This is a genomic window from Microbacterium sp. ZW T5_45 (assembly GCF_044987415.1).
GTDB lineage: Bacteria > Actinomycetota > Actinomycetes > Actinomycetales > Microbacteriaceae > Microbacterium.
Genome location: NZ_JBJDRJ010000001.1, coordinates 213,934 through 237,730 on the forward strand (window position 1 = coordinate 213,934; position 23,797 = coordinate 237,730).

Annotated in this window: 21 protein-coding genes; 10 read left to right on the forward strand and 11 right to left on the reverse strand. The window is 70.2% G+C overall.

The features are described from left to right. Positions 1–45: 45 nt before the first annotated feature. On the reverse strand, positions 46–1,773 hold the full coding sequence (locus tag ACI3KS_RS00950) for a thiamine pyrophosphate-binding protein (RefSeq protein WP_404914258.1): 1,728 nt from the start codon (positions 1,771–1,773) through the stop codon (positions 46–48). Between the two features lie 180 nt (positions 1,774–1,953). Between ACI3KS_RS00950 and ACI3KS_RS00955 the strand changes: the two genes are divergently transcribed. From ACI3KS_RS00955 to ACI3KS_RS00970, 4 genes are read left to right on the forward strand one after another with little or no spacing between them, the layout of a single operon-like run. Then, positions 1,954–3,651: a circularly permuted type 2 ATP-grasp protein gene (locus ACI3KS_RS00955; protein WP_404914260.1), complete on the forward strand. Its 1,698-nt coding sequence runs from the start codon at positions 1,954–1,956 to the stop codon at positions 3,649–3,651. Next, on the forward strand, positions 3,645–4,571 hold the full coding sequence (locus ACI3KS_RS00960) for an alpha-E domain-containing protein (RefSeq protein WP_404914262.1): 927 nt from the start codon (positions 3,645–3,647) through the stop codon (positions 4,569–4,571). Before ACI3KS_RS00955 ends, ACI3KS_RS00960 begins: the two co-directional genes overlap by 7 nt. Further along, entirely contained in the window at positions 4,568–5,419 is an 852-nt protein-coding gene (locus tag ACI3KS_RS00965; protein WP_404914264.1) for a transglutaminase N-terminal domain-containing protein, read from the forward strand. The genes ACI3KS_RS00960 and ACI3KS_RS00965 overlap by 4 nt, the downstream gene beginning before the upstream one ends. A 20-nt stretch (positions 5,420–5,439) precedes the next feature. After that, complete coding sequence (locus tag ACI3KS_RS00970) at positions 5,440–5,949, forward strand: phosphoribosyltransferase (RefSeq protein ID WP_404914266.1); 510 nt, start codon at positions 5,440–5,442, stop codon at positions 5,947–5,949. Positions 5,950–6,015: 66 nt separating this feature from the next. Here the strand turns inward: ACI3KS_RS00970 and ACI3KS_RS00975 are convergent, their stop codons facing one another. From ACI3KS_RS00975 to paaA, 7 genes are all read right to left on the reverse strand, one after another. Then, positions 6,016–7,539 carry an ATP-dependent DNA ligase gene (locus tag ACI3KS_RS00975; RefSeq protein ID WP_404914268.1) on the reverse strand — a complete coding sequence of 508 codons (1,524 nt, stop codon included), beginning with the start codon at positions 7,537–7,539 and terminating at the stop codon, positions 6,016–6,018. An 89-nt stretch (positions 7,540–7,628) separates the two neighbouring features. After that, positions 7,629–8,399 (reverse strand): enoyl-CoA hydratase/isomerase family protein, encoded by a 771-nt coding sequence (locus ACI3KS_RS00980; protein WP_404914270.1) that lies wholly within the window; start codon positions 8,397–8,399, stop codon positions 7,629–7,631. Positions 8,400–8,417: 18 nt separating this feature from the next. After that, positions 8,418–9,587 carry a 1,2-phenylacetyl-CoA epoxidase subunit PaaE gene (paaE, locus tag ACI3KS_RS00985; protein WP_404914272.1) on the reverse strand — a complete coding sequence of 390 codons (1,170 nt, stop codon included), beginning with the start codon at positions 9,585–9,587 and terminating at the stop codon, positions 8,418–8,420. After that, complete coding sequence (gene paaD, locus ACI3KS_RS00990) at positions 9,587–10,066, reverse strand: 1,2-phenylacetyl-CoA epoxidase subunit PaaD (protein ID WP_404914274.1); 480 nt, start codon at positions 10,064–10,066, stop codon at positions 9,587–9,589. The genes paaE and paaD overlap by 1 nt, the downstream gene beginning before the upstream one ends. Positions 10,067–10,089: 23 nt before the next feature. Beyond that, on the reverse strand, positions 10,090–10,953 hold the full coding sequence (paaC, locus tag ACI3KS_RS00995) for a 1,2-phenylacetyl-CoA epoxidase subunit PaaC (protein ID WP_404914276.1): 864 nt from the start codon (positions 10,951–10,953) through the stop codon (positions 10,090–10,092). Then, a complete protein-coding gene (gene paaB / locus ACI3KS_RS01000) occupies positions 10,950–11,255 on the reverse strand; it encodes a 1,2-phenylacetyl-CoA epoxidase subunit PaaB (RefSeq protein ID WP_404914278.1) in 306 nt (101 codons plus the stop codon). Before paaB ends, paaC begins: the two co-directional genes overlap by 4 nt. After that, positions 11,255–12,220 (reverse strand): 1,2-phenylacetyl-CoA epoxidase subunit PaaA, encoded by a 966-nt coding sequence (paaA, locus tag ACI3KS_RS01005; RefSeq protein ID WP_404914280.1) that lies wholly within the window; start codon positions 12,218–12,220, stop codon positions 11,255–11,257. The genes paaB and paaA overlap by 1 nt, the downstream gene beginning before the upstream one ends. Positions 12,221–12,338: 118 nt before the next feature. Here paaA and ACI3KS_RS01010 point away from each other — a divergent pair, with 118 nt between their 5' ends. Beyond that, positions 12,339–14,447 carry a RecQ family ATP-dependent DNA helicase gene (locus ACI3KS_RS01010; RefSeq protein WP_404914282.1) on the forward strand — a complete coding sequence of 703 codons (2,109 nt, stop codon included), beginning with the start codon at positions 12,339–12,341 and terminating at the stop codon, positions 14,445–14,447. A 10-nt stretch (positions 14,448–14,457) separates the two neighbouring features. Here ACI3KS_RS01010 and paaZ read toward each other — a convergent pair whose 3' ends face one another. Genes paaZ through ACI3KS_RS01025 form a run of 3 tightly spaced genes read right to left on the reverse strand, consistent with a single transcriptional unit; the run spans position 14,458 to position 18,121 of the window. Beyond that, on the reverse strand, positions 14,458–16,533 hold the full coding sequence (gene paaZ / locus ACI3KS_RS01015; protein WP_404914284.1) for a phenylacetic acid degradation bifunctional protein PaaZ: 2,076 nt from the start codon (positions 16,531–16,533) through the stop codon (positions 14,458–14,460). After that, positions 16,530–17,387, reverse strand: coding sequence for a 3-hydroxyacyl-CoA dehydrogenase family protein (locus tag ACI3KS_RS01020; RefSeq protein ID WP_404914286.1), 858 nt, complete (start codon positions 17,385–17,387; stop codon positions 16,530–16,532). The genes paaZ and ACI3KS_RS01020 overlap by 4 nt, the downstream gene beginning before the upstream one ends. Next, positions 17,384–18,121 (reverse strand): enoyl-CoA hydratase/isomerase family protein, encoded by a 738-nt coding sequence (locus tag ACI3KS_RS01025; protein WP_404914288.1) that lies wholly within the window; start codon positions 18,119–18,121, stop codon positions 17,384–17,386. Before ACI3KS_RS01025 ends, ACI3KS_RS01020 begins: the two co-directional genes overlap by 4 nt. 97 nt (positions 18,122–18,218) lie before the next feature. On the opposite strand from ACI3KS_RS01025, the gene ACI3KS_RS01030 reads away from it, so the two are divergent. From ACI3KS_RS01030 to ACI3KS_RS01050, 5 genes are all read left to right on the forward strand, one after another. Further along, complete coding sequence (locus ACI3KS_RS01030; protein WP_404914290.1) at positions 18,219–18,830, forward strand: TetR/AcrR family transcriptional regulator; 612 nt, start codon at positions 18,219–18,221, stop codon at positions 18,828–18,830. A gap of 117 nt (positions 18,831–18,947) precedes the next feature. After that, positions 18,948–19,940 carry a dihydroxyacetone kinase subunit DhaK gene (gene dhaK, locus ACI3KS_RS01035; RefSeq protein WP_404914292.1) on the forward strand — a complete coding sequence of 331 codons (993 nt, stop codon included), beginning with the start codon at positions 18,948–18,950 and terminating at the stop codon, positions 19,938–19,940. Beyond that, positions 19,940–20,581 (forward strand): dihydroxyacetone kinase subunit DhaL, encoded by a 642-nt coding sequence (gene dhaL, locus ACI3KS_RS01040; RefSeq protein ID WP_404914294.1) that lies wholly within the window; start codon positions 19,940–19,942, stop codon positions 20,579–20,581. The genes dhaK and dhaL overlap by 1 nt, the downstream gene beginning before the upstream one ends. Next, a complete protein-coding gene (ptsP, locus tag ACI3KS_RS01045) occupies positions 20,581–23,094 on the forward strand; it encodes a phosphoenolpyruvate--protein phosphotransferase (RefSeq protein WP_404914296.1) in 2,514 nt (837 codons plus the stop codon). Before dhaL ends, ptsP begins: the two co-directional genes overlap by 1 nt. 276 nt (positions 23,095–23,370) lie before the next feature. Then, positions 23,371–23,694 (forward strand): hypothetical protein, encoded by a 324-nt coding sequence (locus tag ACI3KS_RS01050; protein WP_404914298.1) that lies wholly within the window; start codon positions 23,371–23,373, stop codon positions 23,692–23,694. The last annotated feature ends 103 nt before the right edge of the window (positions 23,695–23,797 follow it).

The following is a 23,797-nucleotide window of genomic DNA, read 5'->3' on the forward strand; positions in this document are numbered from 1 at the left end:
GCGGTCATGAGGTCGCGATCGAGCACCCGTCGGGTGATCGATCGTTCAGGAGTTCACGCGGATGATCTCCTGCTGGTACGGCGCGATGACATCGCCCGAGATGCGCAGATCCAGCAGCAGGAAGCGGCGTTCGGCTGGTTCCTCACGGGTCCACGCGGCGAGTCGGTCGAGATCGGAGAGCGCTCGGACGACGACACCCTCCGCGCCGACGGCCGCAGCGAACGCGGCGAAGTCGACCTCGGGGATGCGCATCGGCGCCTCGGCGAGACCCTTGAGTCCATAGAGGTTGACCTCGGCACCGTAGGCGGCGTCGTTCCAGATCACGGCGATGCCGCGTCCGCCGGCGGCGCGCACCGCCGACTCGAGATCGGCGATCGCCATGAGGCCGCCGCCGTCGCCCGAGGTGAGCACGATGGTCGCATCGCGGCGAGCGAGGGCGGCACCCACGACGCTGGGCCAGCCGAGGCCGATCGACTGGAACGCCGTGCCGACCATCATCATCCGGTCGGGTGACGCCACGGGCCAGTACATGTTCGCCCAACCGATGAAGTGCCCGCCGTCGGAGACCACGACGCGATCCTCGGGCAGCAGCTCGCCGATGCGACGCGCCGCGGAGCGTGGATCGAGGCGACCGTCGGGGGCGAGCTCCTCGCCGCGTTCGTAGGCGCGGGCCGCCGGCACATCCACGGTCTCCCGCCACGGCGCTCCCGTGCCCGCGTGCGAGAAGTCGGATTTTCCGGTCGACACGCCGTCCTCAGCCCCCTCGGCACCGGCGTGTCGGGCCGTGGCTCCGACCTTTCGCACGCGCGAGACGAGCGCCTCGGCGGCGAGCCGGGCGTCGGCGCGTACGAAGCCGCCGACGTGCGGATGCGTCGCCGCCGCGGCCGTGTCGATCTGGAAGACGCGGGTGCCGGGGGCGAACAGGTCGCCGAAGCGCATCGTGAACTGGTTGAGCGATGCGCCGAACACGACGGCGACGTCGGCGGAGTGGATCAGCTCCATGGCCCCGTCGGCTCCGAACCCTCCGGTCACACCGAGGTCGAATCTATCGTCGGGGAAGACGCCTCGCCCCAGCGCCGAGGTCGCGGTCAGAGCGCCGGTGAGCGCGGCCAACTCTCCGAGCGGATCGCCGGCGTTCGCGAGCCACGCCCCGCGACCCGCGAGCAGAACCGGACGGGCGGCCTCGGCGAGGGCGCGCGCGATCTCGTCGAGCATGCCCTCGGCGAACGCCCCACGGGGTGCGAGCGGTGCCGGGATGCGGGGCTGCGGCGCCGCGGCGACGGGCCCGGCCTCGAGAGCAGCGACGTCATAGGGGATGGCGAGCACGACGGGCACGCGATAGGTGAGGGCGTGCTCGATCGCGATGATCGTGGTGGCGGCGGCATCCGCGTGTCCGACGGTGTATGTGCGCGCTCCGACGGCCGAGGCGAGGGCGATCTGGTCGACGTCCCAGGGGCGGGGGCCCGACGTCGGCTCATCGCCGACCACGAGTACCAGCGGCACGTGAGCCTGCACCGACTCGGCGAGCGCGGTGAGCGTATTGGTGAAACCGGCTCCGTAGGTCGCCGTGCCCGCGGCGATGCGACCGGATGCGCGATAGTGTGCATCCGCGGCGACCACTCCGCCCTGCTCGTGGCGGACGGCCGTGAAGACGGCATCCGTCTGCGTCTCGAGGGCGTCGAGGAAGTAGGCGTTCCCGTTGCCCATCACGCCGAAGACGGCGTCGATGTGCTGGGCGAGGGTGAGTGCGACGTGAGCGGAGACGGAGGGCATGCGAAAGCCTTTCGAGACAGGGACGGAGAGTGCGGAATCCGTATGTGTCTCGCCCGCGCTGCGATGCGCGGAGCTTCGTGCCTCTTTTTCAGGCACCGGTCGCGTCAGGACCGGACGTGGCGAGTCTAGTCGTCTCGTCGGCGTAACGTGCTCGAAACGGACGCCGGGAATCATGCCCACATGGGATCGCTGTTCATGGGGTATTCGAGTCGAAGGCGTTCGGGGAGCGGCGCGGGACCGTGGGATGAGATGTTCCCGGCCGACGATTCTCAGGTCCGCGCTCCGTACCGCGAGATGTTCCCGGCTCTCGATCGCATGGACGACACCGAGTTGCGGGCGCGCACGGACGCACTGGCGAGCTCGTACCTTGCGCAGGGGGTGACGTTCGACTTCGCGGGGGAGGAGCGCCCGTTCCCCCTGGACGTGGTGCCGCGGGTTATCGCCTCGGATGACTGGTCGTATGTCGAGCGCGGGGTGCGTCAGCGGGTGAGGGCGTTGGAGGCCTTCCTCGCCGACGTGTACGGCCCGCAGCGCGCCGTGCGCGACGGGGTGATCCCCGCCGCGCTCATCAGCTCCTCGAGCCATTTCCACCGGCAGGCGGCGGGCATCGTCGGTGCGAACGGGGTGCGGATCCACGTCGCGGGCATCGACGTCATCCGCGACGAGGTCGGAGCCTGGCGGGTGCTGGAGGACAACGTCCGCGTGCCCAGCGGTGTGAGCTACGTGCTCGCCAACCGGCGGGTCATGGCGCAGACCCTGCCCGAGCTGTTCACCCGGCTCCGGGTGCGCCCCGTGGTCGACTATCCGAGCCGCCTGCTGCAGGCGCTCCGGGCCGCAGCGCCCCGCGGAGTCGACGACCCGAACGTCGTCGTGCTCACCCCGGGCGTCTACAACTCCGCGTACTACGAGCACACGCTGCTCGCCCGGATGATGGGGGTGGAGCTCGTCGAGGGACGCGATCTCTTCTGCTCTGCGGGGCGGGTGTGGATGCACACGACCTCGGGACCGACCCGGATCGACGTGATCTACCGTCGCGTCGACGACGAGTTCCTCGATCCCCAGCACTTCCGACCGGACTCGGTGCTCGGCGCTCCCGGTCTGCTGCTCGCCGCCCGACTCGGCAATGTGACGATCGCGAACGGCATCGGCAACGGCGTCGCCGACGACAAGCTCGTCTACACGTACGTCCCCGACCTGATCCGGTACTACCTCGGCGAGGAGCCGGTCCTCCCCAACGTCGATACCTGGCGCCTCGAGGAGCCGGAAGCGCTCGCCGAGGTGCTCGACCGACTCGACGAACTGGTGGTGAAGCCTGTCGACGGTTCCGGGGGCAAGGGCATCGTGATCGGCCCGGACGCCTCGAAGAAAGAGCTCGACGAATTGCGCACCACGCTGCTCACCGACCCGCGCGGATGGATCGCGCAGCCGGTGGTCCAGCTGTCGACGATCCCCACGCTCGTGGACGACGGGTTCCGTCCGCGTCACGCCGACCTCCGGCCGTTCGCCGTCAACGACGGTCACGACGTCTGGGTGCTGCCGGGCGGGCTGACCAGGGTGGCGCTCCCCGAGGGACAACTCGTCGTGAACTCCAGCCAGGGCGGCGGATCCAAGGACACCTGGGTCGTGGATCCTTATCTGCCCGCGATGTCGACAGTGCACGGATCGGATGCCGCTGCGCACGCGGATGCCGCGCAGGGATCGGACGCGGCGAGCGATGAGGTGTCGATCGCCGCCGGGGCTCTGCCGACTGCGCCGTCCGCGCGGGAGGAGTCGCACACGCCGTTCCGATCCTCACCGGCTGATGAGGATCTGGTCGCGAGGCATCACCAGCAGCAGCAACAACAACAACAGCAGCGCGGAGAGGCGACGTCATGCTGAGCCGGATCGCCGAGGCGCTGTTCTGGATCGGCCGCTACGTGGAGCGGGGAGACGGAACGGCCCGGATCCTCGACGTGCATCTGCAGCTCCTGCTCGAGGATCCCTGGGTCGAGGAGGACACCGCCTGCCGGTCGCTGCTGGCGGTGATGGGCACCGGTGTCGACGCGGAGCAGACGCTCGGCCGCGACGACGTGGTCCGTATCCTCGCGCTCGACCGCGACCACGCTGCATCCATCGCGCACTCGATCGCCGCTGCACGCGAGAACGCCCGGCGGGCGCGGGAGATCATCTCCACCGATCTCTGGGAGACGCTGAACGAGACGAACGCGCGGATGCCGAGACGTATCGCATCCGACAAGACCCACCAGTACTTCCGCTGGGTGCGTGATCGGGCCGCGCTCGCGTTCGGGGTGGTCGACTCGTCGACGAGCCGGGACGAGGCCTGGCACTTCTTCTCGCTCGGTCGGGCGATCGAGCGCGCCGACATGACCGCGCGGCTGCTCGCGACCCGCTCGCTGACCGAGGCGGGCGGTCCGAGCTGGACGACGCTGCTGCGCAGTTGCGGTGCGTACGAGGCGCACCTGCGCAGTCACCGGGCGGTGCCGACGGCGGCATCAGCTGTCGAGTTCCTGCTCGTGGATCGGCTGTTCCCGCGATCGGTCCTCGCCAGCGTGCTGCACGCCGAGGACTGCCTGCGGGGTATCGAGCCCGGCGGCGCCTTCAGTGCGCCGTCGCGGGCGCATCAGGTGCTCGGACGCGTGCGCGCCGAGCTCGAGTACCGGCCTATCGGGGACATCGTGCATGCATTGTCGGAGAGCATGGAAGAGGTGCAGGAGGGGGTCTCGCTCGCGAGCGACGCGATCCGCGAGCGCTACTTCCCGTCGATCGCGATGCCGGTGTGGATCGGAGAGGCACTGTGAGCAGACTGAGGGTCGTCCATCGCACGGGCATCCACTACGCGGAGCCTGCGACCGCCTCCTACAACGAGGTGCGGATGCTGCCGCACTCCCGCGACGGTCAGTTCGTGCTGCACGCCGCGCTCGACATCAGTCCGAGCGCGGCGCAGGAGTCGTACGTGGACTACTGGGACACCCGGGTGTCGACGTTCGAGGTGCTCGTCCCGCACACGGAGCTGTCGGTGACAGCGACGAGCGTGGTCGACGTGCGTCCGACGCCGAGCCTGCGTGAAGGGGAGTCGATCGACTGGGAAGAGCTGGCCGAGCGCATTCCGCTGTCGCTGGCGCTCGCCGAGTGCGTCGCGCAGACCGAGGCGACGACTCCTGACGAGGGCATGCGCGATCTCGCGCTGCGCATCGAGGCCGCGGGAGGCGGCATCGACGAGACGGCATCCGAGATCTGTCGGACCGTCGGCTCCGAGATGGAGTATCGACGGGGCGTCACGGGCGTGAACTCGACCGCGAAAGAGGCCTGGGCGGCGCGTTCCGGGGTGTGTCAGGACATCGCGCACGTCGCGCTGGGCGTGCTTCGGGCGGCCGGCATTCCGGCTCGCTACGTGTCCGGATACCTGCACCCGGATCCCACGGCCGGCATCGGCCAGCCGGTCGTGGGGGAGTCTCATGCCTGGGTCGAGTGGTACTCGGGAAGCTGGCGCGGCTTCGACCCGACCAACCTCGTGGAGATCGGCGAGTCCCACGTGTACATCGGCCACGGTCGCGACTACGCCGATGTCGCTCCGCTGCGCGGCGTGTACGCGGGTCCGAGCGGATCGGAGCTGTTCGTCGAGGTCGAGGTCACGCGGCTGGAGTGACGGTGGAGGAGAATGAGTCGGTGACTGATGCAACGATCGAGCGCGAGACGCTCACCTGGGACGGTTTCGGCTCCGCGACGCGGGATCTCGCGCGGAAGATCCTCGACAGCGGCTTCGAGCCCGAGGTGGTCGTCGCGATCGCCCGCGGTGGATTGCTGCCGGCGGGCGCGATCGCCTACGGTCTGGGCGCGAAGAACTGCGGCGCGATCAACGTGGAGTTCTACACCGGCATCGGCACCGTGCTCGACGCGCCGGAGGTTCTTCCTCCCGAGCTCGACATGGCCTATCTCGGCGGGCGCCGCGTGCTGCTCGTCGACGACGTCGCAGACTCCGGCCGCACTCTGGCGCTCGCGGTGCAGCTGTTGACGGACAAGGGCGCCGATGTGCGCTCGGTGACGATCTACACCAAGCCGTCGACGATCATCCAGCCCGACTACGCGTGGAAGGACACCGACCTGTGGATCAACTTCCCGTGGTCGTTCCAGGGCACCGTCCGCGAAGAGGACCTCGGGCTGCCGCCGACCGCCTGACGCGCTGAGGTCGTTCCGGCCGAGCTCGCGTCGGGCGCGCGGGGCCGGGCCCGCGGGCGCCGCGCGTCAGCCGCGCAGGAGGGTGCGGAGCGTCTGGATCGTGTCGGCGCCCTCGGCCGTCTTGTCGTCTCGGTAGCCCTTGACCCGCGCGAAGCGCAGGGCGATGCCACCGGGGTAGCGGGGCGAGCGCTGCACACCGTCGATCGCGATCTCGACGACGATCTCGGGTCGCAGGAAGACCGTGGATGCCGTCCGGCGCGTCTCGAACCCGGGGAAGGTCTCGGTCTGCCAGCGCAGCAGAGCGTCGGTGAGTCCCTTGAAGGTCTTGCCGACCATCACGAATCCGCCCGGCTCGCCGAACTCGCCTTCCGGATCGCGCGCGCCGAGATGGAGGTTCGAGAGCCATCCTTCCCGGCGGCCGGAGCCCCATTCGGCCCCGAGCACGACCAGGTCGTAGGTGAGCACCGGCTTCACCTTCACCCAGGACGCACCGCGCCGCCCGGCCGAGTACACCGAGTCGATGGCCTTCACGACGACACCTTCGTGGCCGGCGGCGAGAGCGTCGCGGGAAAGCTGCTCGGCGGCATCCGGATCATCGGTCACGATTCCCGGCATCCGCCACTCGCCGGCGACCCGCTCGAGAACCGCGAGGCGCTCCGACAGCGGTTCGTCGAGCAGATCCCTGCCGTCGACATGCAACACGTCGAAGAACCACGGACGCAGCGCGATCTCGCGGGCGACCTCGGCACCGAACCGCGACATCGTCTCCTGGAACGGACGCGGGCCGCCCTCCTCGTCGAGGGCGAGAGTCTCGCCGTCGAGGATGAGGTCGTGCGCCGGGAGCCCGCGGACCACGTCGACCAGCTCAGGGACGCGGTGGGTGATGTCCGCGAGGCTGCGGGTGAACACCGCGACGTCGCCGCCGTGTCGGTGCACCTGGATGCGCGCACCGTCGAGCTTGTACTCGACCGAGGCGCGACCCGTCGACTCCAGCGCGGCGGTGGGCGTCGCGGCGGTCGACGCCAGCATCGGGAGCACCGGACGCCCGACGAGCAGGCCGACCGCGTCGAGCTCATCCGGGGTCCCGGTGATCGCGAGGCGCGCGGTCTCGCCGAGGTCGCCGGACAGCATCGCCGCGCGACGGACAGCGGATGCCGGGCGGTCGGAGGCCTTCGCGATCGCGTCGAGGAGCACACCGGAGAGCGCGCCGGTGCGCAGCTCACCCAGGATCGACCGTGCGAGGAAATCCCATTCGGTGACGGTCGCGCGCGAGGCGAGCGCGGTGAGGAGCTCGCCGCGCTCGAGGACCGAGCCGGAACCCGACGTCGTCGAGAGCGTGTCGAGAGCTCGGTCGACATCCGTGATCGTCAGGCCGGGGTCGGCGGCGTGGGCGACATCGAGTGCGCTGAGCGTGCGCCATCCGACGCCGAGCCTGCCCTGGCGCGGAGCGGCGAGCAGGAGTGCGACGGTCGCCTCGATGTCGTCAGGTTCCGTGCGACGCAGCAGATCGGCGAGGACCTCGATCTTGCGCAGGCGCGAGGAGGTCGCGCCGACCTCGGAAGCGGCGGTGACGACGTCGACGAGCATCATGGGGGCATTCTCGCACCGAGGTCGGACATCGGGGCAGTCGGTCCCTGAGCGAGCGAAGCGAGACGAATGGCGCACCGGCGCCCCGGCGTTCAGCGCCCGTGGAATTCCGGCCGACGCTTCTCCTGGAAAGCCGCGAAGCCCTCTCGATAGTCCTCGGTGTCGCGCAGCGACGTCTGCGCTGCGGTCTCGGCACCCATGACGTCCCACAGAGAGAGGCGCTGATCCCGGATGCGCGCCACCAGGCGCTTGCTCGCGAGGAACGCCCCCGTGGCTCCCCGAGCGGCCGTGGCCGCGGCATCCGTCGCCTGCATGAGCACGTCGTCATCCGGGAAGACGCGCGAGAACAGGCCGCCCGCCACGGCCTCCGCTCCGCTCATCAACCTTCCGGTGTAGATCAGGTCGAGCGCGCGGTGCGCCCCGAGCCGCTCGACGAAGAGTGCGTGCCCTCCCGAGTCGAGGGTCGCGCCGAGCGCCGCGAACGGCGATCCGATCTTCGCGGACTCCGCCACGTAGACGACGTCCGTCGCGATCAGCAGCCCGAGTCCGACGCCGAGGCAGGCGCCGTGCGCGGCGGCGAAGGTGGGAGCGGGGAACCGCGACATCCGCTGCAGCAGCGGTGTGACCAGACCGCCGAGATAGCCGAGCACGTCGTCCTCGCGCGGGTCGACCCCTGAGATGTCACGACCCGCGCAGAACGCTCGGCCCTCGCCGCGCAGCACCAGGGCCCGCACGCCCTCCGCCTCGGCATCCTCGTACGCGCCATCGAGATCACGCAGCGCCTGCTCATCGAGGGCGTTCAGCTTCGACGGGGCGTTCAGCACGATCCTGGCCACGTCGTCCCGGATCTCCAGATCGATCATCGGATGCTCCTCACTCGATCACACGTCGTAGTCGACGACGACCCGGTCGCTCGTCGGATGGGACTGGCAGGTGAGCACATAGCCGCGCTCGAGCTCGTCGGGTTCGAGCGCGTAGTTCTCGGTCATCGTCACGCTTCCGGAGACCAGGCGAGCCCGACACGTGCCGCACACGCCTCCCGCGCACGCGAACGGGGCATCGGGCCGCACGCGCAGCGCGGCGTTGAGCACCGACTCGTGCGCATCCACCGGGCTCTCGACGGTCGATGACACCCCGTCGAGGGTCACCTCGATGCGCACGGTCCGCTGGCCATCGCGCATCTCGACGGGCCGAGCCGTGCGCAGCGGCTCCTCACCGGTGGTGAACAGCTCGAAGCGGATGCGTGCGCGGCTCACTCCGATGTCGGCGAGCACTTCGCGGCACAGGTCCACCAGCGACAGCGGCCCGCACAGGAACCACTCGTCGACGTCGGCCGGGTCGATGAGCACGCGGAGGATCGTGCGCAGCTTCTCCTCGTCGATGCGGCCCGACAGCACCGGTGCGGTGCGCTGCTCGCGGGAGAGCACATGATGAAGGGCGAGTCGGGTCGGATAGCGGTCCTTGAGGTCGGCGAGGTCTTCCAGGAACATCACGTCGAGAGTGGAGCGGTTCGTGTAGAGCAGGGTGAACCGCGACGTCTCGGAGCGTGCGAGCACGGTGTGCGCGAGAGCCATGAGGGGAGTGATGCCCGAGCCCGCGGCGATGCCGACCACGTGGCGCTGATCGAGGTCGGGGAGGGCCGAGGTGAACGTCCCCTGCGGGCTCATCACGTCGATCTCGAAGCCCGGATGCAGCCCGGTCTGGGCCCAGGTCGAGAACAGGCCGCCCTCATCCCGCTTCACGGCGACGCTCAACCGCGTCGACTGTCCGTCCGTGCTGTGCTCCGGTGCGCGGCACAGCGAATAGGAACGGCGCACTTCCACGCCGTCCAGCGTCGTGCGCAGCGCGACGTGCTGGCCCGGCAGGTGGTCGTACTCGTCGGCGAGCTCTGCGGGCACCGTGAAGGTGACCTCGACCGCGTCCTCGGTGAGTGGGCGCACGTCTTCGACGGCGAGCGTGTGGAAGCGCGCGCGTCTCCGGGGCGTCGCGTCGGGTGACGGAGGTGGGACGGATGCTGCGGACCGGTGCTCGGCGGGGGCGAAGAGCGACATCAGTGCACCTTGAAATGGTCGAAGGGTTCGAGGCAGGCGTGGCACTCGTACAGCGCCTTGCACGATGTGGAGCCGAAGCGCGAGACCTCGCGGGTGTCGAGCGATCCGCAGCGGGGGCAGCGGACGCTGATCGCGAGCCTGATCGGTCCCTGACCGACCGCGGCGCGTCCGGACGGCGGGGCGATGCCGTATGCGGCGAGCTTGCCCTTGCCGGCATCCGTCATCCAGTCCGTCGTCCAGGCGGGCGACAGCACGAGCCGCACGTCCACCCGGGCGAAGCCGGCGGCGGTGAGTGCGAGGATGACGTCGTCGCGGATCGCGTCCATCGCCGGGCATCCGCTGTAGGTCGGTGTGATGTCCACGTGCACGGCGTCGCCGTCGACCTCGACGTCGCGCAGCACTCCGAGGTCCTCGATCGTGAGCACGGGTACCTCGGGATCGGCGACGGCCGCGGCGATCCGCCAGGCTTCCTCAGCCATCGCTCCCTGAGCTCGCCGAAGGGTCACCACGTCGCCCCCGGATGCCGTCGCGCGAGCACCTGCATCTCGGCGAGCAGGTGCCCGAAGGGGGCGGAGTGGATGCCGCGCCGCCCGCCGGCCGACGAAGAGGAGGCCGTCGGGCGTTCGAGTTCGGCCTCGGTGAACACGGTCTCGACCACCGCGTCGAACCCCGCGCGCAGCGACGAGGGCCGCACGGCGGTGTCGCCCAGCCGGTCGATGAGGGGTTCGTCACGGAACAGCTCGGCCACGTAGGGGTGCACATCGCCGACGGCCCTGACGATCCGGCGCCGTGACTCGTCGGTGCCTCCTGCCAGGCGCAGCATCCACTGCACCGCGTGGTCGCGGTGGTAGTCGACCTCTTTGAGGGCCTTCTCCGCGACCGCGGCGAGGGTCGCGTCGCTGCTCGACCGCAGCGCGGAATGCAGCTCGAACATGTACGTCGAGGCGAAGAACTGGCGCGCGATCGTCTGCGCGAAGTCGCCGTTGGGCTGCTCGACGAGCCAGCAGCTGCGGAACTGCGGCTCGTCGCGGAAGTAGGCGAGATCGTCCTCGCTGCGGCCGTCGAAGGAGCCGGCGTAGTGCAGCAGAGAGCGGGCGTGGCCGAGCAGGTCGAGGGCGATGTTGCCGAGCGCGACGTCCTCTTCCAGTTCGGGGGCTCGCGAGATCCAGGCGCCGAGCTGCTGCGAGAGGATCAGTGCGTCGTCTCCCAGCCACAGTGCGTACTCCGCGACGTCGGCGGATGCCGCGACCGCACCGGCTCCGGCGAGCTCTTCGCTCAGCACGAGCTCGTCGACCGAGACGTCGCCGTGGACGTCGTCCGGTCCCTGAGGCCGACGATGGGGTCCCTGAGCTTGTCGAAGGGTCACAGGTGCGGCACCCCCTCGGATGCCGTGTAGTACACGGCGTGCCGGTAGTTCTTGCCCGCGGGGCTCTCGAAGTAGGCGCCCTTGGCGTCGGGATCGCTCGTGGTGATCGCGTCGGCGGGAACGGCCCAGATCGACACGCCCTCGCCGCGGCGCGTGTACAGGTCGCGAGCGTTGCGGATCGCCATCTCGGCGTCCGGGGCGTGCAGGGATCCTGCGTGCACATGGCTGAGCCCGCGATTCGCGCGCACGAAGATCTCCCAGAGCGGCCAGGGCTCGCGTTCGTCGGCACCAGGGGTGGTCATCACGCCACCGCCTTCTTCGTCGGCTGCTTGCGCGCGTACTCGGCCGCCGCCTCGCGCACCCATGCGCCCTCCTCGTGAGCGGTGCGGCGGCGCTCGAGGCGCTCGGCATTGCAGGGGCCGTCGCCGCGCAGCACCTGGAAGAACTCGTCCCAGTCGATCTCGCCCATGTCGTACCGCCCTGTCTCCTCGTTCCACCGGAGGTCGGGATCGGGCAGGGCGACGCCGAGGATCTCGGCCTGCGGCACGAGCATCCCGACGAAGCGCTGGCGCAGGTCATCGTTCGAGAAGCGCTTGATCTTCCACGTCATCGACTGCGCCGAGTTCGGGGACTGGTCGTCGGGCGGCCCGAACATCGCAAGGCTCGGCCAGTACCAGCGGTTCACGGCATCCTGCGCCATCGCACGCTGCTCCTCAGTGCCCTTCATCAGCGTGAGCAGGGTCTCGAAGCCCTGCCGCTGGTGGAAGGACTCCTCCTTGCAGACCCGGATCATCGCCCGCGCGTACGGCCCGTAGGAGGCACGGCACAGCGGCACCTGATTGCAGATCGCGGCGCCGTCGACGAGCCAGCCGATCGCTCCCATGTCGGCCCAGGTGGGGGTGGGGTAGTTGAAGATCGACGAGTACTTCGCCGTGCCGCCGATGAGCTGGTCCATCATCTCGTCGCGCGTGATGCCCAGGGTCTGCGCCGCGGAGTAGAGGTAGAGTCCGTGGCCCGCCTCGTCCTGCACCTTGGCCATCAGGATGGCCTTGCGCTTGAGGCTCGGGGCACGGGTGATCCAGTTGCCCTCGGGCTGCATGCCGATGATCTCGGAGTGCGCGTGCTGAGAGATCTGCCGGATCAGCGTCTTGCGGTAGGCGTCGGGCATCCAGTCGCGCGGCTCGATGCGCTGCTCGTTGGCGATGAGCTCGTCGAAGAGGTGTCGATCCTCGTCGTTCGCGGGAGAGAGATCTGCGGGGCTGGTCATCATCGACGCTTCCGATCCGTATTACTGACCGTTCGTGCGGTAATTCTGGCACGGGCGGATGCTGTGCACAAGAAGGCCCCGCGACCGCGATGTCGGTGACGTGCGGCAGAGTGGAACAATGAGCGCCACCGACCTCCGCCGCGACGCCCTCGCCGCCCTGCGCGAGTTGGTCGGACGCCCCGACGCGGATTTCCACGACGGGCAGTACGAGGCGATCGAGGCGCTGGTCCAGCAGCGGCGGCGCGCGCTGGTCGTGCAGCGCACCGGCTGGGGCAAGTCGGCCGTCTACTTCGTGGCCACCCTGCTGCTGCGCCGCCAGGGCGCGGGCCCCACAGTGCTGGTCTCGCCGCTCCTCGCCCTGATGCGGGATCAGATCGCCGCCGCCGAACGTGCGGGGGTCCGCGCGGTCGCGATCAACTCCACGAACGCGCATGAATGGTCGGACGTGCTCGCGCAGCTCGACTGTGACGAGGTCGACGTGCTGCTGGTCTCACCCGAGCGGTTGAACAACCCCTCGTTCCGCGAGGAGCAGCTGCCGACGCTCGTCCGGCGGATCGGCATGCTCGTCGTCGACGAGGCCCACTGCATCAGTGACTGGGGTCACGACTTCCGCCCCGACTATCGGCGCCTGCGCGACCTCATCGCGCAGATGCCCGCATCGGTTCCGGTGCTCGCGACCACTGCGACAGCCAACAGCCGCGTCGTCGCTGACGTCGCCGAACAGCTCGACAGCGGTGACGGACGGGCCGACGGGAGCGGAGTTCTCACGATCCGCGGCCCGCTGGCGCGCACCTCGCTCCGCCTGGGGGTGCTGCGACTGCCGGATTCCGCGAGCCGACTCGCGTGGCTGCTGAGCCATCTCGACGACCTGCCGGGATCGGGGATCATCTACACGCTGACGGTCGCCGCGGCGGTCGACACCGCGCGCCTGCTGCGTGAGCACGGTCACGACGTGCGGGCGTACACGGGACAGACGGACGCCGACGAGCGCGAGGAGTCCGAGGGGATGCTCAAGCGCAACGAGGTCAAGGCGCTCATCGCCACGAGCGCGCTCGGCATGGGCTTCGACAAACCCGACCTCGGCTTCGTCCTGCATCTGGGCGCGCCTTCTTCGCCCGTCGCCTACTACCAGCAGGTGGGTCGCGCTGGGCGCGCGAGCGAGAGCGCCGACGTGCTCCTCCTTCCGGGCGTCGAGGATCGCGACATCTGGCACTACTTCGCGACCGCGTCGATGCCCGACCGCGATCGTGCGGAGCGGGTGATCGCCGCGCTCGGCGATCGACCGGTGTCGACGCCGGCGCTCGAAGCGATGGTCGACATCCGGCGCACCCCGCTCGAGCTCCTGCTCAAGGTCCTCGACGTCGACGGCGCCGTCCGTCGCGTGCAGGGCGGCTGGGTGGCGACGGGGGAGCCGTGGGTCTACGACGCCGAGCGCTACCAGCGCATCGCCGCAGAGCGAGTCGCCGAGCAGCAGAGCATGCTCGACTACGAGACGACGACCGGGTGCCGGATGGAGTTCCTGCAGCGCGCCCTCGACGATGCGACCGCCGTGCCGTGCGGTCGCTGCGATGTGTGCGCGGGAGCCTGGTTCACCCGTGACATCGAGAAGGAGCAGACGTCCGCGGCGGCGCAGTCCCTGGATCGCGTCGGCGTGCCGATCGAACCCCGCAAGGCGTGGCCGACGGGTGCAGACCGGCTGGGCGCGCCGGTGAAGGGCCGCATCGCTCCGGGCGAGCAGGCCGCGGAGGGACGTGCGCTGGCACGGCTCACCGACCTCGGCTGGGGCGGCGCGCTGCGCGGGCTGTTCGCGACGGGTGCATCGGATGCTCCGATCTCTCCGCAGCTCGTGGCCGGATGCGTGCGCGTCCTCGCCGACTGGGGCTGGGCGGAGCGCCCCGTCGCGGTCGTCGCGGTGCCCTCGCGCACACGCCCGCAACTCGTCGACTCCCTGGCGCGAAGCCTCTCCGAGGTGGGGAGGCTTCCATATCTCGGCAGCCTCGCTCCCGTCGGCGGCGGTCCGACCGGTCAGTCCGGGGGCAACAGCGCCTTCCGCGTCGCCGGACTCTGGGACCGGTTCAGCGCCGAGGGGCTCGCCGTCCCGGAGGGACCCGTGCTGCTCGTCGACGACCACGCCGACAGTCGATGGACGCTGACGATCGCCGCGCGCGAGCTGCGTCTCGCGGGTGCGACCGCCGTGCTCCCCTTCGTTCTCGCGCTGCGCGGCTGAGTTCAGCTCCTCACGGAGCTATCGCCGGATCGCTCTTCGCGACGAGTGTGAGCACGTCGTATGCGGCGACGACCTCATCGTCCTGATTCCGGATCACCGCGTCCCACCGCACTTCGCCGTAGTCGTCGGTCTCACGAGGAGTGATCTGCTTCGCGGTTAGCTGCACGTGGATCTCGTCTCCCGGCGACACCGGCGTGACGAAGCGCAGGTTCTCGAGTCCGTAGTTCGCGAGCATCGGCCCCGGCTCGGGATCGACGAAGAGGCCGGCGGCCCACGAGATGAGCAGGTAGCCGTGCGCCACGCGGCCGGGGAAGAACGGGTTGGCGGCAGCCGCGACCTCGTCCATATGCGCGTAGAACGTGTCGCCGGTGAAGTGCGCGAACGTCTCGATGTCGTCGAGCGTCACGGTGCGCGATGCGGAGACGATCTGCTCGCCGATCCGCAGCTCGGCGAGCGACTGGCGGAACGGATGCCGTCCGCCGGTGAACGTCGTCGCACCCGAGTGCCATACGCCCGTCAACCGGGTGAGCATCTCCGGAGAGCCCTGAACAGCGGTGCGCTGCATGTGGTGCAGCACGGCACGGATGCCGCCGAGCTCCTCGCCGCCCCCGGCGCGACCGGGACCGCCGTGCACGAGGGTCGGCAGGGGAGAGCCGTGCCCGGTCGACGAACGGGCGTCGTCCCGATCGAGCATCAGAAGCCGCCCGTTGAACGGGGCGATCCGTCGCGCGATCCCGATCGCCTGCGTCGGGTCGTGGGTCGCGATGCTCGTGACGAGCGATCCACCGCCGCGTGCGACGAGATCGGCGGCTTCCTCGGGGGTCTCGTAGGTCAGCAGTGACGCGACGGGGCCGAAGGCCTCGATGGTGTGCGCGGCATCCGTCAGAGCATCCGCGAAGCGCAGCAGCACAGGGGAGACGAACGCACCCTCGGCAGCGCGGTCCGTCGAGCCGTCGGCCCGGCGCACCTCGGGCACGTCGATGGAGCCCACGACGACCTCGCCACCGGCGTCCCGCAGCTCCTGCACTCGGCGCCGCACCTCGTCCCGCTGGGCGAGAGAGGCGAGCGGACCCATCGTGACGCCCTCCGCTCGGGGATCGCCCAACACCGTCTTCTCGGCGATCCGCGCGCTCACGGCCGCGATCACGGCATCCGCCGACCCCATCGGCACGATCGCCCGGCGGATCGCCGTGCACTTCTGCCCTGCCTTGGTGGTCATCTCCGTGACCAGCTGCCGGACGTACGCGTCGAACTCGGGCGTCCCCTCGACCGCATCGGTTCCGAGCACCGAGGCGTTGATCGAGTCGGTTTCGGCGGTGAAGCGTACGGCCCCCGTCTGCACGGACTCGTGGCGGCGCAGCATCGCCGCGGTCGATGCGCTCCCGGTGAAGCCGACGAGGTCACCGAGCCGCAGATGATCGAACAGATCCGGCACGCTCCCGCTGACCAGCTGCAGCGACGCTTCGGGCAGCAGGCCCGAGTCGACGAGAACACGGACCATCGCCTCGGCGAGGTATCCGGTCGGCGTCGCCGGCTTCACCAGTGTCGGCATACCGGCGAGGAACGCCGGCGCGAACTTCTCGAGCGAGCCCCAGACCGGGAAGTTGAACGCGTTGATCTGCACCGCGATCCCCGGGAGCGTCGTGTGCACATGCCGGCCGAGGAACGACCCGTCCTTCGAGAGCGGCTCGACCGGCCCGTCGACGTGCACGGTGCTGTTGGGCAGCTCCCGCCGCCCTTTGCCCGAGTACGAGAACAGCACGCCGATGCCGCCGTCGATGTCGACCCAGGAATCGGCATCCGTGGCACCCGTGCGACGGGACAGCGCGTACAGCTCTTCCTTGCGCTCGGTGAGGGCGAGCGCGAACTGCTTGAGCAGCAGCGCGCGCTGATGGAAGGTCAGGGCTGCGAGGTGCCGCTGACCGACGGTGCGTCCGTAGTCGAGGGCGGCCGCGAGGTCGAGCCCCTCTGTGCTCACGTCCGTGACGATCTCTCCGGTGGATGCGTCTCGGACGGTGGTGGACGGTGCGATGCCCGAGGGCGCCCACCACTCACCGCAGACGAAGCTCGGCAGGTGCTCTGTCATCTCTCCTCGTTCCAGTCGTAGAACCCTCGGCCGCACTTCCTCCCCAGCCGTCCCTCGGCGACGAGCCGACGCAGCAGGGGCGGCGGTGCGAAGCGCTCGCCGTAGGCGCGTTCCAGCTCCTCGGCGATCGCCAGACGAACGTCGAGGCCGACGATGTCGGTGGTGCGCAGCGGGCCGGTCGGGTGCCGATATCCGAGGGTCATCGCCGCATCGATGTCGGCGGCGGTCGCGACCCCGTCCTCGAGCATCCGGATCGCTTCCAGAGCGAGGGCGATGCCCAGCCGTGACGAGGCGAACCCGGGGGAGTCCCGCACGATGATGGGGGTCTTGCCGAGGGCCGCCACCCAGCCGGCCGCCCGCTCGACGACCTCGGGATCGGATGCCGGACCGCGCACGATCTCGACGAGCGAAGACGACGGCACCGGGTTGAAGAAGTGCATCCCGATCAGGCGCGCCGGTCGCTCGCAGAAGCCGGCGAGATCGCCGATCGGGATCGACGAGGTGTTGCTCGCGAGCACGCCGTGCGGCGGCATCGCGCTCTCCGCACGGGCGAGTGCGGACGCCTTGAGTGCCCGGTCCTCCGGCACGGCCTCGATCACGAGAGCGCAGTCGCCGAGGACGTGAGAATCCGTGTCGACCGAGAGCCGAGCGGCGATCGCCGCGACGTCGAGAGCCGGATCGCGGTCGGCGGAGCGCCGGATGCTGTCGCCGATGCGGATCTCCGCGGCCTCCGCGCTCACGTCATCGCGTTCGATGACCGTCACGCGCGAGCCAGCGAGCAGGAACGCGTGCGCGATCCCCGCTCCCATGCGCCCGCCGCCGAGCACGCCGACGCGGTCCGGGGTCGTCGTCACGATCCGTCCCTCCTCCGGCTCAGGAACGCCGTCATGCGTCGATGCTTCTCGGGCGACTCGAACAGCTCCGCCTGCAGTTCCTGCTCGACGGTGGGGTGCGCGTGTCGTGGGGCGTGCAGTGCGCGCTTGGTGTGCTGCGTGGCGAGGGGATCCGCGAGGGCGATTCGATCGGCGATGGCGTGAGCGGCGGGCAGCAGCTCGTCCGCGGGGTGGACGGCGGACACGAGCCCCCAGCGCAGGGCTTCCTCCGCGTCGAGGGTGCGTCCGGTGAGCAGGAGCTCGGCGGCCCGCGCCTCGCCGACGATCTCGGGCAGTCGCCAGGTGGCGCCTGCTGCGGCGATGATGCCGAGGCCGGTCTCGGGGTTGCCGATCCGCAGATCGGGGCCGGCGATGCGGATGTCGGCGGAGTAGGCGAGTTCCGCACCGCCGCCGAGTGCGTAGCCGTCGATCGCGGCGATCACCGGCATCGGCAGCTCGCGGATGCGGATGAAGGCGGTGGCATTGATGCTCCGTCGTGCGTCCGCGGCGGTGCGCTCGCGCAGTTCACCGATGTCCGCACCGGCGGCGAACACGCCACCGGCACCCGTGAGGATCAGAGTGCGCGGCTCCTCTTCGAGCGTCGCGCACAGCGCGAGCAGGGCGTCGATCGTCGCCTGATCGATCGCATTGCGGCGTTCGGGGCGATCGAGCACGGCGACCACGCGATCTGCGTGCTCCGTGATGTGCAGCACCATCGCGCACCTCTGTCCTGATTCCCGACCGATCGTTCAGGAATACGATCCCAGATCGGCCTGCGGATGGCAACCGATGGGTGATGCCAGACTGGACGGCATGTCAGAGCCGCAGAGCGGGGTGCATGCGCCGAAGCGCGGAAGGCCGGGCTACGACCGTCGGCGGGTGCTTGAAGTGGCCGTCGGCGTGTTCAACGAGCGTGGATACGACGCGACGAGCATCGCCGACGTCGCCGGAGAGCTCGGGCTGACCAAGTCGGCCCTGTATCACCACTTCGAGTCGAAGTCCGCGATGCTCGATGTCGCTCTCGGCACGGCGCTCGATGGCCTCGAGCGTGTGGTCGACGACGCGGTGGCGGAGAATCCGCTCGCCTCCGACCGCTTGCGCGCGATCGTCCGCGGGGCAGTGCGGGTGCTGACGGAGGAGCTCGCCGCCGTGACCCTGCTGCTGCGGGTGCGGGGAAACAGCGAGGTGGAACTCGCGGCCCTCGAGCGCCGGCGGGTGTTCGATCAGCGGGTGACGGCCATCGTCGCCGATGCCCAGCGCGAGGGTCTCATCCGCGAGGACGTCGGGGCCGGGATCGCCACGCGTCTCATCTTCGGGATGATCAACTCGGTCGTCGAGTGGTACCGGCCCGACGGCTCGGTCGATCCCGACGAGCTCGCGGACGACATCCTGCGCGTCGGGCTCGAGGGGCTGCATCCGCGCTGATGCTGCTGGGCCCGGATCCGGGTCTTGACAACCGCTCCGGCTCCGAGAAGATTCGACGTGCGGGACGGCTTCCGGAGCGCCGGCGGCTGCGTGGCAGAGATCGAAGGAGATCGCACGATGAAGAAGCTCATCAACCGGCCGGAGGACGTGCTCGTCGAGTCGCTGAAGGGGGTCGCCGCCGCACATCCCGAGCTGTCGGTCGACCTGGAGACCAGCGTGATCACCCGGGCGACGCCGAAGGGCGAGGGCAAGGTCGCGATCGTCTCGGGTGGCGGATCCGGGCATGAGCCGCTGCACGGCGGATATGTGGGCGCGGGGATGCTGGACGCCGCCGTCGCAGGAGAGGTGTTCACCTCGCCGACACCCGATCGCGTGCAGGCGGCGACGAAGGCCGTCGACCGTGGAGCCGGAGTGCTGCACATCGTGAAGAACTACACCGGTGACGTGATGAACTTCGAGATGGCGGCGGAGCTCGCGGCGATGGACGGCATCGAGGTGGGGACGATCGTGGTCGACGACGACGTCGCGGTGCAGGACTCGCTGTACACCGCGGGCCGTCGCGGCGTCGGACTCACGGTCCTCCTCGAGAAGATCGTCGGCGCCGCCGCGGAGGAGGGCCAGGACCTCGCGTCCGTCCTCGCCCTCGCCGAGCGCGTGAACGCGCAGGGGCGCTCGATGGGCATGGCTCTGACGAGCTGCACCGTGCCGGCCGCGGGCAAGCCCACGTTCGACCTGCCCGATGACCAGATGGAGATCGGCATCGGCATCCACGGAGAACCGGGGCGCCACCGCGAACCCCTGGCTCCGGCATCCGAGATCGCCCGCCAGCTGGTCGAACCGATCCTCGCGGATCGGGACTTCGCCGGGCCCGCGATCGTGATGCTCAACGGCATGGGTGCGACGCCGCAGATCGAGCTGTACCTCATGTACGCCGAGGTCGCCGCGCTGCTCGAGGACGCCGGCGTGCAGATCGCGCGCAACCTGGTCGGCAACTACATCACCTCGCTGGACATGGCCGGATGCTCCGTCACCGTGCTCTCCGTCGACGACGACCTGCTGCGTCTCTGGGATGCTCCGGTCGTGACCGCCGGTCTGCGGTGGGGCGCCTGATGGCACAGCTGCAGACGGCGACGGTGCAGGACTGGATCACGCGCTTCGGCGCGGCCGTGGCCGAGAACCGCGAGTGGTTGACGGAGCTCGACTCTGCCATCGGTGACGCGGATCACGGGGCGAACATGGCGCGGGGGATGAGCGCCGTCGTCGAGAAGCTCGGCACCGGTGCATCGGAGAACATCGATGAGTTGCTCAAGGTGGTCGGCATGACGCTCGTGAGCTCGGTCGGAGGCGCGAGCGGACCGCTGTACGGCACCTTCTTCCTACGGGTCGGGGCGGGTGTCGGAGCCGTGTCGGAGGTCGACGGTCCGACGTTCGCCACCGCGCTGCGGGCGGGACTCGACGGTATCGTCGCCCGGGGCAAGGCGGAGCTCGGTGACAAGACCATGCTCGATGCGCTGGCGCCCGCGGTCGAGGCCTGGGAGGCGGGCACCTCCGAGGGCGCCGACCTCGTCGAGGTGGCACGTGCGGCGGCCGCCGCGGCGACTGCGGGCAGGGACGCCACGCTGCCGCTGATCGCGCGCAAGGGGCGGGCGAGCTATCTGGGCGAACGCAGCGCCGGACATCTCGACCCGGGGGCGGCGTCGACGGCGCTGCTTTTCGACGCGCTGTCGACGGCGATCTCCGGCACGTCCTGATGATCGGGATCGTCGCGGTCTCGCACAGCGCGGCCCTGGGCGAGGCCGCGGTGGCCCTCGCGCTGCAGATGGCGCCCACCGCGGCCTCGCAGGTGCGTGTGGCCGCGGGCGCGGGCACGGATGCCGACGGCACTCCGATCCTCGGCACCGACGCGATGGCCGTCTCTGCGGCGATCGACGATCTCGCGCCCCGATGCGAGGGGATCGTCGTGCTGATGGACCTCGGATCGGCGCTGATGAGCGCGGAACTGGCGCTCGAGTTCCGGATGAGCGACGTGCCGGTGCGCCTCGCACCCGCGCCGTTCGTCGAGGGGCTGCTCGCCGCTGTGGTGGCGGCAGCCGCGGGCGGATCGCTCGACGATGTCGCCGCCGAGGCGGCGGGGGCGCTCGAGGTGAAGACCGCTCAGCTCGGTGCGTCGAGTGCGGTGGCGTCCGAGTCCGAGTCCGAGTCCGAGCCCGCTGATCGTGGCGACATCAGGCGAGTCGTCGTGCGCAATGCCCTCGGCATTCATGCGCGACCCGCCGCGCTCATCTCCGAAGCCGCCGCCGAGACCGATCTCCGGCTGCGGAAGCTGCCGGAGGGACCGGATGCCGCAGCCGGCAGCCTGTCTCGCCTCCTGCTGCTCGGTGCGCGTCAGGGCGATGACATCGAGATCTCCTCATCGGACGGCGCGGCTCTCGACCGGGTCGCCGCGTTGTTCGATGACGGTTTCGGTGAGGGCGTCGACGCCGCCGCTCCGCTCGGCCACGGGGAGGTCCCCGTCGTGGCACCGGAGTCGGCGGACGTGCCGGAGACTGCGGAGGTCCGTCGTCGCGATGACCGTTCGGCCGGTTCCGTTCTTCTCGGCCGCGGGGTTAGCCCCGGCATTGGCGTCGCCGCGGTCGTCCGGCTCGGTGCGGCGCCGACCGAGCCGGACCCCTCGGTCACCGTGGCCCCCGACGCTCGTGGTGAGGAGATCGGCCGGATCGGCACGGCGGCGGCGGAGGTGTCCGAGTCGTTCCGGAGGCGTGCTGCGGCGGCATCCGGCGAGGCGAGGGACATCCTCGATGCGTCACGATTGATCGCCGACGATCCGGAGCTGCGGGCCGATGCGTCTGCGCTCGTCCGCGCGGAGGGGCGCACCGCGGCGCGGGCGGTGTGGGAGGTCATGGGTGAGCACGAGAAGGCGCTGATCGCCGCCGGTGGACGCATGGCCGAGCGCGCGACCGATGTGCGGGACGTGCGCGACCGACTGCTCGCGGCGCTGTCGGGCGAGGCGTTGCCCGGGGTTCCGGTACGGGACGAACCGTTCGTCCTGGTGGCGAGGGACCTGTCGCCGGCGGACACGTCGTCGCTCGCAGGCGGATCGTGCGTCGCGCTCGTCACCGAAGAGGGCGGGCCGACCTCGCACACCGCGATCATCGCCCGCGAGCTGGGACTTCCCGCTGTCGTCGGGGTGGCGGGGGCGACCACGATCGCCGACGGGATCACGGTGCTCGTCGACGGCGACGCCGGCCGGATCGAGATCGATCCTTCTTCGGTGCGGGTCGCTGAGGCGGTCGCGGCGGCGACGCCTGTCGCGTTCGACGGCCGGGGGATGCTGGCGGACGGGCGTGCGCTGCCGTTGCTCGCGAACGTCGGCGGTGGGGAGGACGCCGCGCTCGCCGCGGACGCCGGTGCGGAAGGTATAGGGCTGTTCCGCACGGAGTTCTGCTTCCTTTCGCGCACGGACGCACCGAGCATCGATGAGCAGACGGCGGCGTACCGCACCGTGCTGGCGTCGTTCGGTGGGAAGAAGGTCGTGGTGAGGACCTTGGACGCCGGCAGCGACAAGCCGTTGCCGTTCGCGAACGCCGCGCAGGAGGAGAACCCGGCTCTCGGGGTTCGAGGACTGCGGATCTCCCGCCGTGCGCCGCGGCTGCTCGACGACCAGTTGCGGGCGCTCGCCCTCGCCGCGGAGGCGGAAGACGCGCAGGTCGAGGTCATGGCGCCGATGGTGGCGACCGTCGATGAGGCCGCGGAGTTCGCCGATCGGGCGCGGTCTGCGGGCCTGGCGAGGGTCGGGGTCATGATCGAGACGCCGTCGGCGGCGCTGCTCGCGGCGGAGATCCTCGAGGTGGTCGACTTCGCCAGCATCGGTACCAACGATCTCGCGCAGTACACGCTGGCCGCGGATCGGCTGATCGGTGAGCTCGGAGATCTGAACGACCCCTGGCAGCCCGCGGTGCTGCGGCTCGTTCGTGCCATCGGCGAGGCAGGGAGGGCCGTCGGTAAGCCGGTGGGGGTGTGCGGGGAGGCCGCGTCGGATGCTCTGCTCGCCCCGATGCTGGTCGGCCTCGGCGCGACGAGCCTGTCGATGTCGTATCGGGCGCTGGGGAGGGTGGCGGCGGCGCTGCGTCGGGTGGACCCGTCGTCGTGCCGGGCTGCGGCCGAGGCCGCGTGCGCGGCGCCCCGCGCGGCGGATGCTCGCGCGGCGGCCCTGCGGATCCTCGGAGGGCGAGTTCCCGTCCCGGTTACGGCATCCGGTTCCTGAGCGAGCCCATCGCCTCTCCCGGATCCAGGGCGAGCGGGGCGCCTCTCCCGGTTCTTGGGCGAGCGCAGCGAGAGTCCCGGTTCCTGAGCGAGCGGAGCGAGACGAAGGACGCGGGTTGACGGACTGCAGGCGTCGTGGACGTATGGCAGGTCGAGGATGCGGGTTCTGTGCCTGCCATCCGGCCGCGGCGCCTGCAGTCTGACGCGGCGGATGCGGCGGTCCACGGTCTTCAGGCGGCGTGGGAGCAATGTCGGTGGCCCGGCGTAGCGTGTCCTCATGGAGCAGCCCACCGGACCTGACGTCTTGCTGCTGACCGCGGCCGAGGTCGCGGTCATGCTGCTGGATGATCTGACCTGCACCGACAACGAGACGAACCGGCAGGCCGCACGCCGGTCGGAGCGGATCGTGGAGACGCTGGAGCTCGCGCGGCGGCATCCCGAGATCTACACGAACGACGCCGACGTGGTCTTCGCGGAACGCTCCGCGGTGCTCGACATCGCTCTGCGCCTGCACGTGAGCGAAGACCACGTGCGCGGCTTGCAGCACACCGCCGAGTGGGCGATGGCACGGCTGCCGGAGCTTGTCAAGTTGTGTGTGTAAGGAGTCGGGGTCTCACGGTTAGAGGTAGGGCTCGATGCGCTCGGGATAGACGAGGGCGAGTTGTTCGAGGGCTTTCATCCAGTTCGTGACGACTTGTCCTTCG